The 14378-nt window shown below is 73.3% G+C and carries 12 protein-coding genes and 1 rRNA gene; 5 read left to right on the top strand and 8 right to left on the bottom strand.

Annotated features, from left to right (window positions below; all coding sequences use genetic code 11):
• Positions 1–25: 25 nt before the first annotated feature.
• The 6 genes from AC0666_RS03465 to mtrA form a co-directional block, all read right to left on the bottom strand.
• On the bottom strand, positions 26–727 hold the full coding sequence (locus AC0666_RS03465; protein WP_030300047.1) for a response regulator: 702 nt from the start codon (positions 725–727) through the stop codon (positions 26–28).
• Positions 728–937: 210 nt separating this feature from the next.
• On the bottom strand, positions 938–1633 hold the full coding sequence (gene hpf / locus AC0666_RS03460; RefSeq protein ID WP_361724769.1) for a ribosome hibernation-promoting factor, HPF/YfiA family: 696 nt from the start codon (positions 1631–1633) through the stop codon (positions 938–940).
• A 350-nt stretch (positions 1634–1983) separates the two neighbouring features.
• Positions 1984–2730, bottom strand: coding sequence for a ComF family protein (locus tag AC0666_RS03455; protein ID WP_478707003.1), 747 nt, complete (start codon positions 2728–2730; stop codon positions 1984–1986).
• 76 nt (positions 2731–2806) lie between these two features.
• Positions 2807–4666 carry an LpqB family beta-propeller domain-containing protein gene (locus AC0666_RS03450; protein ID WP_468968484.1) on the bottom strand — a complete coding sequence of 620 codons (1860 nt, stop codon included), beginning with the start codon at positions 4664–4666 and terminating at the stop codon, positions 2807–2809.
• Positions 4647–6782 (bottom strand): MtrAB system histidine kinase MtrB, encoded by a 2136-nt coding sequence (mtrB, locus tag AC0666_RS03445; protein WP_478707002.1) that lies wholly within the window; start codon positions 6780–6782, stop codon positions 4647–4649. Before mtrB ends, AC0666_RS03450 begins: the two co-directional genes overlap by 20 nt.
• 1 nt (position 6783) lies before the next feature.
• Entirely contained in the window at positions 6784–7473 is a 690-nt protein-coding gene (mtrA, locus tag AC0666_RS03440; RefSeq protein WP_189747360.1) for a two-component system response regulator MtrA, read from the bottom strand.
• Positions 7474–7707: 234 nt separating this feature from the next.
• Between mtrA and AC0666_RS03435 the strand changes: the two genes are divergently transcribed.
• The 5 genes from AC0666_RS03435 to AC0666_RS03415 all read left to right on the top strand — a co-directional run bounded on the left by AC0666_RS03435 (position 7708) and on the right by AC0666_RS03415 (position 13552).
• Positions 7708–8973, top strand: coding sequence for a DUF7544 domain-containing protein (locus AC0666_RS03435; RefSeq protein WP_468968490.1), 1266 nt, complete (start codon positions 7708–7710; stop codon positions 8971–8973).
• A 7-nt stretch (positions 8974–8980) separates the two neighbouring features.
• Complete coding sequence (locus AC0666_RS03430; RefSeq protein ID WP_468968491.1) at positions 8981–9655, top strand: DUF4129 domain-containing protein; 675 nt, start codon at positions 8981–8983, stop codon at positions 9653–9655.
• A gap of 446 nt (positions 9656–10101) precedes the next feature.
• Positions 10102–11283 (top strand): DUF4350 domain-containing protein, encoded by a 1182-nt coding sequence (locus tag AC0666_RS03425; RefSeq protein WP_478707189.1) that lies wholly within the window; start codon positions 10102–10104, stop codon positions 11281–11283.
• Complete coding sequence (locus AC0666_RS03420; protein WP_478707001.1) at positions 11280–12242, top strand: AAA family ATPase; 963 nt, start codon at positions 11280–11282, stop codon at positions 12240–12242. Before AC0666_RS03425 ends, AC0666_RS03420 begins: the two co-directional genes overlap by 4 nt.
• Positions 12242–13552, top strand: a complete 1311-nt coding sequence (locus AC0666_RS03415) for a DUF58 domain-containing protein (protein WP_468968496.1) — start codon at positions 12242–12244, stop codon at positions 13550–13552. Before AC0666_RS03420 ends, AC0666_RS03415 begins: the two co-directional genes overlap by 1 nt.
• A gap of 98 nt (positions 13553–13650) precedes the next feature.
• Here AC0666_RS03415 and AC0666_RS03410 read toward each other — a convergent pair whose 3' ends face one another.
• On the bottom strand, positions 13651–13938 hold the full coding sequence (locus AC0666_RS03410) for a hypothetical protein (RefSeq protein ID WP_478707000.1): 288 nt from the start codon (positions 13936–13938) through the stop codon (positions 13651–13653).
• A 182-nt stretch (positions 13939–14120) separates the two neighbouring features.
• Positions 14121–14237 (bottom strand): 5S ribosomal RNA (gene rrf, locus AC0666_RS03405).
• Between the last annotated feature and the right edge of the window lie 141 nt (positions 14238–14378).

The raw sequence follows: 14378 nt of genomic DNA, 5'->3' as shown, positions 1-14378 counted from the left end.
CGGCGGGGCCTGCGGACGGAGCCGGTCAGCGGATTTCGAGGATCTTCTCCCGCATCGCGTACACCACGGCCTCCATCCGGGAATGCAGCTGCAGTTTCTCCAGGATGTTGCGGACGTGGTTCTTCACGGTGTTCTCCGAGATGAACAACTCCTTGGCGATGTCCCGGTTGTTCATCCCGGTGGCCACCAGCTTGAGGACTTCCAGTTCCCGGTCCGTGAGCCGGGGCGCCGGCACGAGCCGCCGCTCGTCCGTCCGCTGGATCATCGACTTGAACTCCGTCAGGAGTTTCGACGCCATCGACGGGCTGATCTGCGACTGGCCGTCCGCCACCGCGCGGATCGCCGTCGCGACCTCGTCGGTGGAGATTTCCTTCAGGAGGTATCCCGTGGCGCCCGCCTTGATCGCGTCGTAGAGGTCCGCCTCCTCGTCGCTGATCGTCAGCATGATGATCTTCGCGGAGGGGGCGACCTCCTTGATCGAGGTGCACGCCTCGATCCCGCCGCGCCGCGGCATCCGCACGTCCATCAGCACGATGTCCGGCAGCAGGTCCGCCGCCTTGTCCACCGCCTCCGCGCCGTCACCCGCCTCACCGACGACCTGGATGTCCTCCTCCTGCGCGAGGACGATCTCCAGCCCGCGCCGGAACAGGGCGTGGTCGTCGACGACGAGCACCCGGATCGGCTCGCCGCCCTCATCACCGCGCACCGGCCCGAAGCTGTCCGCCATCGTTCCTCCCCCTGCATGTGCCGAGCTCCAAGCCAACCGGACGAGGTCGTACGCCGGTTGACTGCCCGCCATGATTCCATGCCTGCGCCACCGCGCGCGGGGTCGTTGGCGACCACCTGGCGTATACACGTCGTACGGGTGCCCCCGGGACGACCGAACATCCCGGGGGCACCACACCCTCGCACCGCCCGGCCAGCGCCAGGCGCGGCGTCAGCCGCCGAGCGCGCCGCCCGCGCCCGCACCGGGCTCAGCGGAGCTGGAGGCCTGGTCGGCGTTGAGGTGGATCACGCCGTAGTCGTAGCCGTGGCGCCGGTAGACGACGCTCGGCATCTTGGTGTCGGAGTCGACGAACAGATAGAAGTCGTGGCCGACCAGTTCCATTTCATAGAGGGCCTGGTCGAGCGACATGGGGGCGGCCGAGTGGGTTTTCTCGCGGACGATGAGCGGGCCTTCGCCCTGCACTTCCAGCGATCCGATCCGCGTGGTCGGGATCGCTTCCTCCTTGTCCGCCGGGACCAGCTCGCCGTTGCCGTTGAGCGACGCGGCGTCCGGCACGGCGTCGGCGACCTCGGCCGCCGAGAGGCGTCCGTTGCCGCGACGGCTGTGGCGCTTGTCGTGCTGCCTGCGCAGCCGGGCCTCAAGCTTCTCGTGTGCGAGGTCCAGAGCTGCGTACGGGTCTGCGGCGGCGGCCTCGGCACGGATCACCGGGCCCCGCGAGCGCAGGGTGATCTCCACACGGTCGGAACGGTCGGCCTGCCGCGGGTTGAGCTCCTTGGACACCTCGACGTCCATGCTGATGACTTTGCCGTCATACTTCTGGATCTTGTCCACGTTGAGCTTTTCGGCCACGTGCTTGCGGAACCGCTCGGGCACCTCGGTCTTGCGGCCCTTGACGACGATGTCCACGCAGAACTCCGTTCCCGGATAGCTCCGCCTCGTGGGGCGAAGCGTCTCCCTTTCGCACCAGGCTCCGGTGAACACCGGAGCCTCGGACTTGGCGACTTTCACCTCCTCCTCCCCCATCGGCAAGATCTCACCCCACCGACTTCGGAGTCGAGAGACAGCCTCTGACACGAAGTTTCGGAAACGCCGAAACGCACGGTCCGATGCATGGCGCCCAAGGCTCGCCGTTTCCTTACAACCGAACATATCTCTCGATGGCGGTTGTCGGCACCCGCTACCGGCCCGTACCTCCGTTCAGGTGGCCATTCCCTCTTACCTGCTGTAACGATGCAGCTTCCCCACCAGTTCCAAAACTATTCACCTGATCGCTGCTCTGGACGGGTCTTCGACCGGATCCGTACGAAGGACCCGGCCGGCGCCGCCACCACGGCCGCCCCCGCCACCGGTCCGAGCCCGGCGGCGCGCACCGCCCGGGCCGCCTCCGCCAGTGTGGCTCCGGTGGTGATCAGGTCGTCCACCAGGACGATCCCCGCCCCCGCCGGCCGGGCCCCTCCCGCAGCCACCGCCGACGCCGCTCCCGGCACCACCGCCAACGCCCCCGCCAGGTTCTCCCGCCGCTCCCGCGCGCCCAGACCCGCCTGGTCCGCCACCGGCCGCCGCTGGCGCAGTACGGGCGCCACGCGCGCCGCGCAACCGGCCCGCCGCAGCCGCCCCGCGGCCGCCAGGGCGATCCGGCGCGCGGGATCGTGCCCGCGCGCGCGGACCTGCGCCCGCGCCGAGGGCACCGGGACGAGCACCAGCTCCCGGCCGGCCCCGCCCGAGCGGACTGCCGCCGCCAGGGCAGCGCCCAGCGGCCCGGCCAGCGGCAGCGCCCCGCGCTCCTTGTGCGCCAGGACGACCGCCCGTACGGCGCCCTCGTACGCGGCGGCGGCATGCACCGCCGGCAGCCCGCGCGGCGGCGGCGAAGGCCGTACGGGTCCGGCCGCCGCGCCGCTCAGAGCCTCATCGCAGCGCGGGCACAGCAGTGCCCGGGCGGCCCCGCACCCCGCGCAGTCCATCGGCAGCACCAGCCCGGCCAGCTCCTGCCACCACCCCCGCATGCGGCCACTGTGCCGGGGGCCGGCCGCCGCCCGCCACCCCTGTGGACAACGGTGCAGGGGCGGCGGACCGGAGCCGTCAGCCCGGGTAGACCGGCGCCCGGCCGCCCGCCGCCACCGTGCGCCACTGCGCCCCCGGCGGCAGCCATACGATCCCGTCCTCGTCCGAGCACGCGACCACGGGCTTCTTCTCGTCCTCGGTCGCCGTGACCGCCACCAGTCCGGTCGCCCCGGGCAGGCCCGCCGCGACCATCGACCCGTCCGCCAGCATGTACCGGGCCTGCACGACCCCGCCGCTCTCCCGGCCCACCACCAGCAGTCGGCCCCGCGGCGCCCAGCTCAGCGCCGTCACGCTCGCCATCTGCGGAGCCGCCGGGCGCAGCTCGCGCACGGCCACCGGCGCCGCCGGGTCCGTCTTGCCCTCGGGCCGTTCGATCCGCCCGATGAAGAGCTGGTTGCGGTTCTGGTTCTGCACGAGCAGCGCGATCCGCACCCCGTCGGGCGCCGCCTTCAGCGCGGTGATCCGCCCGCCGTCGAGCCCCGGGACCTCGACCTTCTGCGGGGTCCCGGTGCCGCCCGGCACCCGGTACAGCGCCGGGTTCTGCGGGTCCTGGTCGGCGACCCACAGATCGCCCGCCGCGTCCCAGCTCGGCGCCCCGAGGCCGTTCGGCTTGGCGCCCTTGCCGGTCAGCAGCGGCTGCGGCATCGTTCCGGCGGTGGTCGTGTTGACCAGGTAGAGCCCGTGCCCGTCCTCGGAAACCACCGCCGCGCGCTTCTCGTCGTAGGAGACGGCCGCCGAGCCGATCTTGAAGGCAGGGGTGGCGGCCAGCGGGCCGGGCACCGGTTCGGGCTTGTACTGCTGGTCCTCACTGCTCACGTCGAGCTTCATCCGCACGAGCCGGCTGTCGCTGTCGACGTAGTACTGGAAGCCGGGGCTCGGGATCCGGTGGGCGAGCGCCGACGCCGCCGCGTTCGTCACCGAGCACAGCGAGGACCGGTCCGAGCGCAGCAGCTCGACCCGCGACAGCTGGGAGGCCGTCAGGTCCTGCACGGTGAAGAGCAGTTGGGTGGCCATCTTCTGGCACTGCGGCTGCGCGACGTTGTCGGCCTTGTCGTTCAGCGGCACCCGCAGCGTGTTCTGCCCGTCGTACGAGAGGGTCTTCGTGCCCTCGCGCAGTTCCGTACCGGTGGGGAAGCTCGAAGTGACCACCGGGGCCAGCCACTTGGACGGTCCCGCGAACAGCGACTGGACGGTCTGCGTGGTCGGGTCCATCCGCGAGTCGGGGTCGCTGCGCTGGCGTACGTACACGGGGTCGGCGACGAGCGTGCCGCCCGCGAAGTAGTACTTGTTGACCGGCATGTAGATGCGCTGGAAGTCGGACTCGCTGAGCACGAGGCTGCTGGGCGGGGTGGCGATCCGCCACTCCTTGTTCTCCTTGACCAGCGTGAGGAACTCCTCGTACCGCCCTCCCGAGGTCTCCGGCTGGTACGCGCTGCGCTCGTCGACCGTCGCGAGCTTCTTGCCGCTGACCTTGAAGCGGGGGTCGGCGGAGTCCTTCTCGCCCTGGACGGATATCCGGTCGAGGCCGGCCGAGAGCACGGTGACGGCCGAGCCGGGCTTCCAGTTCTTCGCCGCCTCCTGCGTGAGGTACTTGCGGGCGGTCTGCAGCTGCGGGTCGTCGCTGGTCATGGCCTCCAGGAAGCCGTCGACGATGTCCTGGGCGCCGGCCTTCTCGGCCGGTGGCACGCCGAAGACCCGGACCTGCGAGTCGACCCCCTGCGAGGCCCGTACCTCGCGGATCTCCCCGTGGTCGGGCATGGAGGCGCAGCCGGCGAGGACCAGTGCGGCCGCTGCGAGGGCGGTGGCGCGGACCGTCCGCCGGCGGCGGACACCGCCGTCCCTGGAAACCCGTGCGGGCTCAGCGTCCACCTGCGCCATCCTCCTGTGCTGCCGGCCGGCCGGCGGCGGCCCGGGCCTCCGGCGTGCGGCCGGTCCCCTCCTGCGCGCCGGGCGTGTCGTCCTTCGTGTGCGGCGCCGGGTCCTGTGCCGGAGCCGCCGCGTCACGCGGGGTCCCGGCCGCCCGGTCCGCCGCCCTGTCCGCCGCCGTGTCGGCTGCCCTGTCGGCCGGGCGGGCCACCACCCGGGCCCCGTTGCCCGGCAGCGCCGTCGGGTCCGACGGCACCGGCAGGGCCCCGGCGACCGCCGAGCGCGGCGGTATCGGCGAGCGGTCGCGCCGGCCCGCATCCCGCGAGGGCGCCTGCGGGGCCGCCCCCGCACCGGCCGCTTCGGCCGCCGCCCTGGCCCGGTTGGCCCGCGAGTCCTCCGGCTCCAGCGGGATCGGGGAGCCCCGCAGCGGCTCGTCGGCGGTCCGCGGCAGGGTCAGCCGGAACTGCGAGCCCCCGCCCGGTTCCCCCCAGGCCTGCAGCCAGCCGCCGTGCAGCCGGGCGTCCTCGACGGCGATGGACAGGCCGAGGCCCGTACCGCCGGTCGTGCGCGCCCGCGCCGGATCGGCCCGCCAGAAGCGGTTGAAGACGCGGGTGGCCTCGCCCGGCTTGAGCCCGACGCCGTAGTCCCGTACGGCGACCGCGACGGCCCCGCCCGCAGAGGCGAGCCGGACCACCACGTCGCGTCCCTCGCCGTGCTCCACGGCGTTGACGACGAGGTTGCGCAGGACCCGCTCCACGCGCCGGGCGTCGGCCTCGGCTATGACGGGCTGGGTGTCGCCGAGGACCCGGATCCGGGTGCCCTTGTGCTCCGCGAGCGGCTCGGCACCGTCGATGACCCGGCGTACGACGTCCCGCAGGTCGATCGGCTCCGCCTCCAGGGCCGCGGCCCCCGCATCGAACCGGCTGATCTCCAGCAGGTCCGCGAGCAGCGACTCGAAGCGGTCGAGCTGCCCGGCGAGCAGCTCCGCGGACCGCGCCGTGACCGGGTCGAAGTCCACCCGGGCGTCGTGGATGACATCGGCGGCCATCCGGACCGTGGTCAGCGGCGTCCGCAGCTCGTGCGAGACGTCGGAGACGAACCGGCGCTGCATCCGGGACAGGTCCTCCAGCTGCTGGATCTTGTTCTGGAGGTTCTGCGCCATCTTGTTGAAGGCCTCGCCGAGCCGCGCGATGTCGTCCTCGCCGGTGACCTTCATCCGCTCCTGCAGCCGCCCCGCCGAAAGCCGCTCGGCGATGCCGGCGGCCATCCGCACGGGGGTGACGATCTGGCGCACGACCAGCCACGCGATGGCGCTGAGCAGCACCACGACGAACAGGCCCGCGGTCGCGATGGTGCTCTTGACCAGGTTGAGGGACTCCTCCTCCTGCGTCAGCGGGAAGAGGTAGTACAGGTCGTACGGGTCGCCGTTGATGTCGGTGAGCCGCTTGCCCACGACCAGCGCGGGCTCGGGCGCCTTGGCCCCCGGCCCGGCGGTGTAGCGGATCTGGGAAAAGGTCTTGAAGGTGCCGGTGGCGTGGTTGACGGACCGCCGCAGGGCGGGCGGGACGCTCGCGGTCGGGTCGACGTTGCCGGAGGCGCGGGCGCCCTTGACGCCCGAGACGGCGGGCCCGCCCGGCGGCTGCGCGCCGCTCCCCGTCGTGCCGGTGCCGGCACCGAGCGCGACCACCTCGAAGGCGGTCTGGCCGCCACTGGCGAGCTGTTTGACCAGCGAGTTCATCCAGGTGCTGGCGTCCCGCCCCACCTTGTTGTCGGTGGCGTCGGGCCCGTCGACGGTGGACGGCGTGTTGGCCTTCTCCTGCGCGACGGCGAAACCGCCCGCGGCCTGGCTCTGCGCGGCCTCCTCCTTGGCGTCCAGCAGCCCCTTGCTGACCTGCGCGATCACCACGAAACCGAGGGCGAGGACCACCGCCAGCGACATCAGCAGCGTCGCGGCGACCACCCGGAGCTGGATGTTGCGCCGCCACAGCCGGACAGCCGGAAGCAGCGGCCGCTGTACGAGGCGTACGAACAGCCGCAGCACGGGGCCGCCGGGCGCTCCGTCCTGGAGCAGCCGGCCGCCCCGCAGGGGCCCCCGGCGGGAGCCGCTCCGGGGCTTGCCGGGCTGCACGTCAGCTGGGTCCGGCCTTGTAGCCGACACCGCGCACCGTCACCACGATCTCGGGGCGCTCCGGGTCCTTCTCGACCTTGGAGCGGAGCCGCTGCACGTGCACGTTGACCAGGCGGGTGTCCGCCGCGTGCCGGTAGCCCCACACCTGCTCCAGCAGCACCTCGCGGGTGAACACCTGCCAGGGCTTGCGCGCGAGGGCGACCAGGAGGTCGAACTCCAGCGGGGTCAGTGCGATGGAGGCGCCGTCCCGCTTGACCGAGTGCCCGGCCACGTCGATGACCAGGTCACCGATGGCCAGCTGCTCGGGCGCGGGCTCCTCCGACCTGCGCAGGCGGGCTCTGATCCGGGCCACCAGCTCCTTCGGCTTGAACGGCTTGACGATGTAGTCGTCGGCACCGGACTCCAGACCCACCACGACGTCGACCGTGTCGCTCTTGGCGGTGAGCATCACGATCGGTACACCGGATTCGGCGCGGATCAGCCTGCACACCTCTATGCCGTCCCGTCCGGGCAGCATGAGGTCGAGCAGCACCAGGTCCGGCTTCGCCTCCCGGAAGGCAGCCAGTGCCTTGTCGCCGTCCGCTACGAACGACGGCTCAAAACCTTCTCCACGCAGCACAATGCCGAGCATCTCGGCCAGCGCGGTGTCGTCGTCGACGACAAGGACGCGTCCCTTCATGGTTGACATCATCCCATTAGCCAATCGTTACCTGGCGGTGAGCTGTCCCACAGCCAAAAGGGCTGGAAATCGACCCTCGGACCTGGGTGGGGACCAGACCGACCAGTGTGCCCCGGATCCCGGCGACAATTGAAGGCAGGGACGGCCGGGGATCCGGGGGGACGGCCCGTCCGTTCAACGTTCCCACGTGGCACGATGGCAGCCGACCAGCGCCCCCGCCCCACAGGTGCACGCGAAGGAGCGACGATGAACGACTCTCCGGGCTGGGCTACGCCCGGATCACCCGCCTCCCCGTCCGACGGCGAGCGGCCGGGCGCGCCCGACGGTCACAGCGGCGACGGCACCGCGCCACCGGCAGCGGGCGGGCAGAAGTGGTCCGCGGAGCAGCCGCCGCCCGGCGACTGGTCGAGCCCCGGCCTGCCCCCGACCCCGCCGCAGCAGCAGCCCCTGCCGCCGCAGCCCGGCGCAGGCCAGTACGGCCACGGTTACGCCCGCTCCGGCGGTCCCGGCCAGTGGGGCGGCCAGTGGGGCAAGCCCCCGGCGGCCAAGCCGGGCGTGATCCCGCTGCGCCCGCTGGGCGTGGGCGAGATCCTCGACGGAGCGGTCGCCGCCATCCGCACCCACTGGCGCTCGGTCCTCTCGCTCACCGGCGTCGTGGCCGTGTGCGTGCAGGTGGGCAACGTCCTCCTGCAGAAGAACCTGCTGTCCCGCGTCAACCTGGAGTCCTTCGAGCCGGGCGCCCAGCCCAGCATGGACGAGATCAACGACCTCCTGGCCGGGACACTGCTGCTCGGCGGCGGCGCCCTCTTCCTCCAGCTGCTCGGAGGACTCCTGGTCACCTCGATGCTGACGATGATCTTCAGCCGGGCGGTACTGGGCCGGCCCTCGACCGTCTCCGCCGCCTGGCGCGAGGCGCGACCCCAGCTGCTGAAGCTGTTCGGCCTCACCGTGCTGACCGGGCTCGGGGCGGTCCTCATCGGCGTGGTGTTCGTCCTTCCCGGCGTCCTGATGCGGAGCGCCGGTCTGATCCTCCTCGGCGTCCCCGCCGCGCTCGTGCTGATCACCTGGCTGTGGATCAGGTTCAGCCTGGCCTCGCCCGCACTGATGCTGGAGCGGGCCCGGATCCTCACCGCCTTCACGCGCTCCGCCCGGCTGGTCAAGGGCTCGTGGTGGCGGATCTTCGGCATCACCCTCCTGACGGGCCTGATCACCTCCTTCCTCGCGGGCATGATCGGCGGCGTCTTCAACGCCATCGCCTTCGCCCTCTTCGGCGGCGGCGTCGGCGGCATGCTCGGCACCACCGCCCCGCCCGACAGCTGGGGCTACCTGATCACCGCCGCGATCGGCGGGATCATCGGCCTGGTGATCACCATGCCGATGCAGTCGGGTGTCACCGTCCTGCTCTACGTCGACCAGCGCATCCGCCGCGAGGCCCTCGACCTGGAGCTCGCCCGGGCGGCGGGCCTGGAGGACTACGGCACGGAAGCGGCCGCGCCGCCGACCGGGAGCTGATGCGCAGGTGACGGGTTGGGGGGGCCTCATCAGTCAGGCGATCACACCGGCGGCGGTGGAGCCGCCGGTCACGACACCGCGGGACGCCGCCCGTGAGGCGGCCGAACGCGAACTGTCGAAGCCGATGTACCACGAGCACGATCCGGGCCTGCTCCAGCGCGCCCTGAACCGGTTCTGGGACTGGGTCGGCGACCTCTTCGACCACGCCTCGGCCGCCACCCCGGGCGGCGCCCTCGGCCTCGCCGCCGTCGCCGCCCTGGTCGTCCTGGCACTGGCCGCCCTGTGGTGGCGGCTCGGCACCCCCCGCCGGGCCGTCACGACCGCGGCCACGCTGTTCGACGACGCCCCGCGCAGCGCCGCGGACCACCGCACCGCCGCCGAGGCCCACGCCGCGGCCGGCCGCTGGAGCGAAGCCGTCCGGGAACGCATGCGGGCCATCGTGCGCTCCCTGGAGGAGCGCGCCCTCCTCGACCCCCGCCCCGGCCGCACCGCCGACGAGGCCGCCGCCGAGGCCGCGCGCTCCCTCCCCGCCCACACCGCAGAGCTGCGCGCCGCGGCCCGCGCCTTCGACGACGTCACCTACGGCGGCCGCACCGCCGACTCCGACACCTACGCCCGCCTGCGCACCCTGGACCTCGCCCTCCCGCACACGAAGCCCCTCCTGACGGGACCCCCGGCATGACCCCCACCCCGTCCCCACCGCCCGAGCCCACCCCGGCCACCCCGGCAGCCGGCCCCCCGCCCACGCAGCCCGCCGCCCCCGCCCGGGCCACCGGAGCCCGGACGGCAGACACCGGCACGGACACTCCGCCGGCCAAGGCCCCGAGCCCGGCCCCGGACGCCCCTCCCGCGCCCCCCGGCACCACCCCCGGTGCAGTTACCCCGGTGCCGGCCGAAGCGGGCACTGAGGGCGGTAGGGGCGCCCCCTCGGGGGAAACCGGAACCCGGCCCGCCACCCGTACACGCCCCGCCGCGCCCGGCGCCGCCGCAGGCGGAACCCGCTCCGGCTCACCCGAACCCGCGGGCAGCGGTTCCACCCGGCCGCTCCCAGACCCCCGTACGGCCCCGGCCCCCGCCGCCGCAGGCAGCGGGGCCGGCACCGCACCCCCCGCCCCCACCCCGGCAGCACTGTGGCGGCGGGCCCGCGGCGCGCTCGTCGGACTCGGGATCCTGCTCGTCGGCGCCGTCACCCTGGCCGCCCTCGGCTCCGACAGCCGGCACGGCCACCTCGACCCCCGCTCCGCCGACCCCGCCGGCAGCCGGGCCGTCGCCGAGCTGCTCAAGGCCCGCGGGGTCACCACCCGCGTCGTCACCACCGCCGACGAGGCCGCCGAGGCCGCCGGCCCCCACACGACCCTGCTCGTCACCGGCCCCGACCGGCTCGGCGAGGACCAGCGGCGCGCCATCCGCTCCGCCATCGACCTCTCCGGCGGCCGTACCGTCCTCCTCGCCCCCGGCCCCCGCAGTCTCCGCGACCTGGCCCCCGCCACCCGGAGCAGGGGCTACGCCGACCAGGACGTCCTCGACCCCGCCTGCGCCCTGCCCGCCGCCACCTCCGCCGGCCGCGCCGCCACCGGCGGAAACCTCCGCTACGCCCCCGCGGGCGCCGGCACCGCCTGCTATCCCAGCGGCGGCAGCCCCACCCTGCTCGTCCTCCCCTCCACCACCACCGGCGGCGACACCGTCCTCCTCGGCTCCGAGCAGATCCTGCTCAACCGGAGCCTCGCCGACGAGGGCAACGCCTCCCTCGCCCTCCAGCTCCTCGGCTCCCGCCCCGAGCTCGTCTGGTACCTGCCCTCCCTCGCGGACACCGCCGACCCCGGGGCCGAGGAGCAGAAGGGCTTCCTGGAGCTGATCCCCGCCGGCTGGAGCTGGGCCCTGCTCCAGCTGTTCGTGGCCGCCGCCCTCGCCGCGCTCTGGCGCGCCCGTCGCCTCGGCCCCCTCGTCACCGAGCAGCTGCCCGTCGTCATCCGGGCCTCCGAGGCCACCGAGGGCCGTGCCCGCCTCTACCGCAAGGCCGCGGCCCGCGACCGCGCGGCCACCGTCCTGCGGGCAGCCGCCCGTGAACGCCTCGCCGCCCTGGTCGGCGTACCGCCCACCCGCGCCCACGACCCGGCCACCCTGGTCCCCGCCGTATCCGCCCGCCTGACCGGCGCAGCCGCCCACGCGGCGGCACCGTACGGAGCCCCGCACGCCGGCGCACCCGACCCGGCCACCCTCCTCTTCGGCCCCATCCCCGCCGACGACGCGGCACTCGTCGCGCTCGCCGACCACCTCGACGCCCTCGAAAGAGAGGTCCGCACCTCATGACGGCCACCACGGACAGCGCCCGCTCCTCCCTGGAAGCGATCCGCACCGAGATCGGGAAGGCCGTCGTCGGCCAGGACTCGGCCGTCACCGGTCTCGTCGTCGCCCTGCTGTGCCGAGGCCACGTCCTCCTCGAAGGCGTGCCCGGTGTCGCCAAGACCCTCCTCGTACGGGCCCTCGCCGCCTCCCTCGACCTCGACACCAAGCGCGTCCAGTTCACCCCGGACCTGATGCCCAGCGATGTCACCGGCTCGCTCGTCTACGACGCCCGCACCGCCGAGTTCTCCTTCCAGAACGGCCCGGTCTTCACGAACCTCCTCCTCGCGGACGAGATCAACCGGACTCCGCCCAAGACCCAGTCCTCCCTCCTGGAGGCGATGGAGGAACGCCAGGTCACCGTCGACGGCACCCCGCGCCGCCTGCCGGAGCCCTTCCTCGTCGCCGCCACCATGAACCCCGTGGAGTACGAGGGCACCTACCCCCTCCCCGAAGCCCAACTGGACCGCTTCCTCCTCAAACTGACGGTCCCCCTGCCCTCCCGCGCCGACGAGATCGGCGTCCTCACCCGGCACGCCGCCGGCTTCGACCCGCGCGACCTCCGCGCCGCCGGCGTCCGCCCGGTCGCCGGCGCAGCCGAACTGGAAGCCGCCCGCGAGGCCGTCGCGAAGGTGTCCGTCTCCCCCGAGATCGCCGGGTACGTCGTCGACATCTGCCGGGCCGCCCGCGAATCGCCGTCCCTCACGCTCGGCGTCTCCCCGCGCGGGGCGACCGCCCTGCTGGCCACCTCCCGCGCCTGGGCCTGGCTCACCGGCCGCGACTACGTCACCCCCGACGACGTCAAGGCCCTCGCCCTGCCCACCCTGCGCCACCGCGTCCAACTGCGCCCCGAGGCCGAGATGGAGGGCGTCACGGCCGACGCCGTCATCACCGCCATCCTGTCCCACGTCCCCGTCCCCCGCTGATGGCCCTCACCGGACGCGCCGCCCTGCTGGCGGCCCTCGGCAGCATCCCCGTCGGCATCCTCGAACCGAGCTGGACGGGGCTGCTCGCGGTCAACGGCCCGCTGGCCCTGGCCTGCGCCGTCGACTACGCCCTGGCCGCGCCGGTACGGCGGCTCGCCCTGGCCCGCTCCGGCGACACCTCCATCCGCCTCGGGGAACCGGCGGAGGTCCACCTCACCGTCACCAACCCGGGCAAGCGCCCGCTCCGAGCCGACCTCCGCGACGCCTGGCCCCCGAGCAGCTGGCTCCCCGGCACGGAGCCCGGGGCGTCCCGCCACCGGCTGGCGGTCCCGCCGGGCGAACGCCGCCGGGTCACCACCCGCCTGCGGCCCACCCGCCGCGGGGACCGCCGGGCGGACCGGGTGACGATCCGCTCGTACGGGCCGCTCGGCCTGCTGGCCCGCCAGGGCACCCACACCGTCCCCTGGACCGTCCGGGTCCTGCCCCCGTTCGCCAGCCGCAAGCACCTGCCCTCGCGGCTGGCGCGGCTGCGCGAACTGGACGGCCGCACGAGCCTCCTGACGCGCGGTGAGGGCACCGAGTTCGACAGCCTGCGCGACTACGTCCCCGGCGACGACACCCGCTCCATCGACTGGCGGGCCACCGCCCGCCAGGACAAGGTGGCCGTCCGCACCTGGCGCCCGGAACGCGACCGGCACATCCTGATCTGCCTGGACACCGGCCGCACCGCGGCGGGCCGCGTCGGAGACGCCCCCCGCCTGGACTCCGCCATGGACGCCGCCCTGCTGCTGGCGGCGCTGGCCTCGCGCGCCGGCGACCGCGTGGACCTGCTGGCCCACGACCGCCATGCCCGCGCCCTGGTCCAGGGCCGCTCGGCCGGGGAGATCCTGCCGGCCTTCGTGAACGCGATGGCCACGCTGGAACCGGAGCTCGTCGAAACCGACGCCCGCACCCTGGTCTCCACCGTCCTGCGCAGCGCCCCGCGCCGATCCCTGGTGGTCCTGCTGACGAGCCTGGACGCGGCCGTCCTGGAAGAGGGCCTCCTGCCGCTCCTCCCCCGCCTCACTCAGCGCCACACGGTCCTGCTGGCCTCGGTCGCGGACCCGCACGTCGAGCAGATGACGAAGGCCCGCGGCACGCCGGAGGCGATCTACGAGGCCACCGCAGGCACCCAGTCCCAGGCCGCCCGCCGCCGCACCGCAGAACAACTCACCCGCCACGGCGTCCACGTCGTCGACGCCACCCCGGACACCCTCGCCCCGGCCCTGTCAGACGCTTACCTGGCTTTGAAGTCCACCGGCCGCCTCTGAAACTCCCCGGGTTGCGGCCCGTCAGAGGTTGACGCGCTTGAGGTACACGCGGCAGCGGTGGCTGAGGGGGCTGATACCAGGCCATCAGCCGCTCGTCCTCATAGGTGCGCGGCCTCATCCTCCTGCTGGGCTTCCGCGAGAATGCGACTGCTCGTCTCCATGGAAGCCTTGAAGGCCTTCTCATCCGCCGTCGGGTCCCCGGCAACCCGTTCCGCCTCGGCCAGGGCAGTCACTCGTGCTGGCCACCGCTGAATGGCGACATAGGTGGCCCACTTGATCAGGAAGAACCTCAGCGGGTTGATGGCTCCGGTCTCGGCTGCACGGTCGAACGCCTCGTGACACCCTGCGTCGAACGCTGCAAGACTGCGCATATCCAGTCGCCGCACGGCGTCACCAAGGCCTCACGTGTCATGGCCGGCCGCGGGATGAGGGGGCCGTCAGCTTCCGTGTGCTGTGCGGTCATCGTGCCCTCCACAGGAAACCCAGAGGATGCACGGCTCTGGCCGTGAACGCAGAAAAGCCCCGCACCGAGCCCGGAAGGGCTGGTGCGGGGCTTCCCGCAATGATTGTTCGGCGGCGTCCTACTCTCCCACAGGGTCCCCCCTGCAGTACCATCGGCGCTGAAAGGCTTAGCTTCCGGGTTCGGAATGTAACCGGGCGTTTCCCTAACGCTATGACCACCGAAACACTATGAAATTCGAACGCTGGCCGACATCACAGCTGTTCGTTATTTCAGAACTAACACAGTGGACGCGAGCAACTGAGGACAAGCCCTCGGCCTATTAGTACCAGTCAGCTCCACCCGTTACCGGGCTTCCACATCTGG

Source organism: Streptomyces sp. NPDC043680 (genome assembly GCF_056436685.1).
This window is presented reverse-complemented; position numbering and strand designations above follow the sequence as displayed.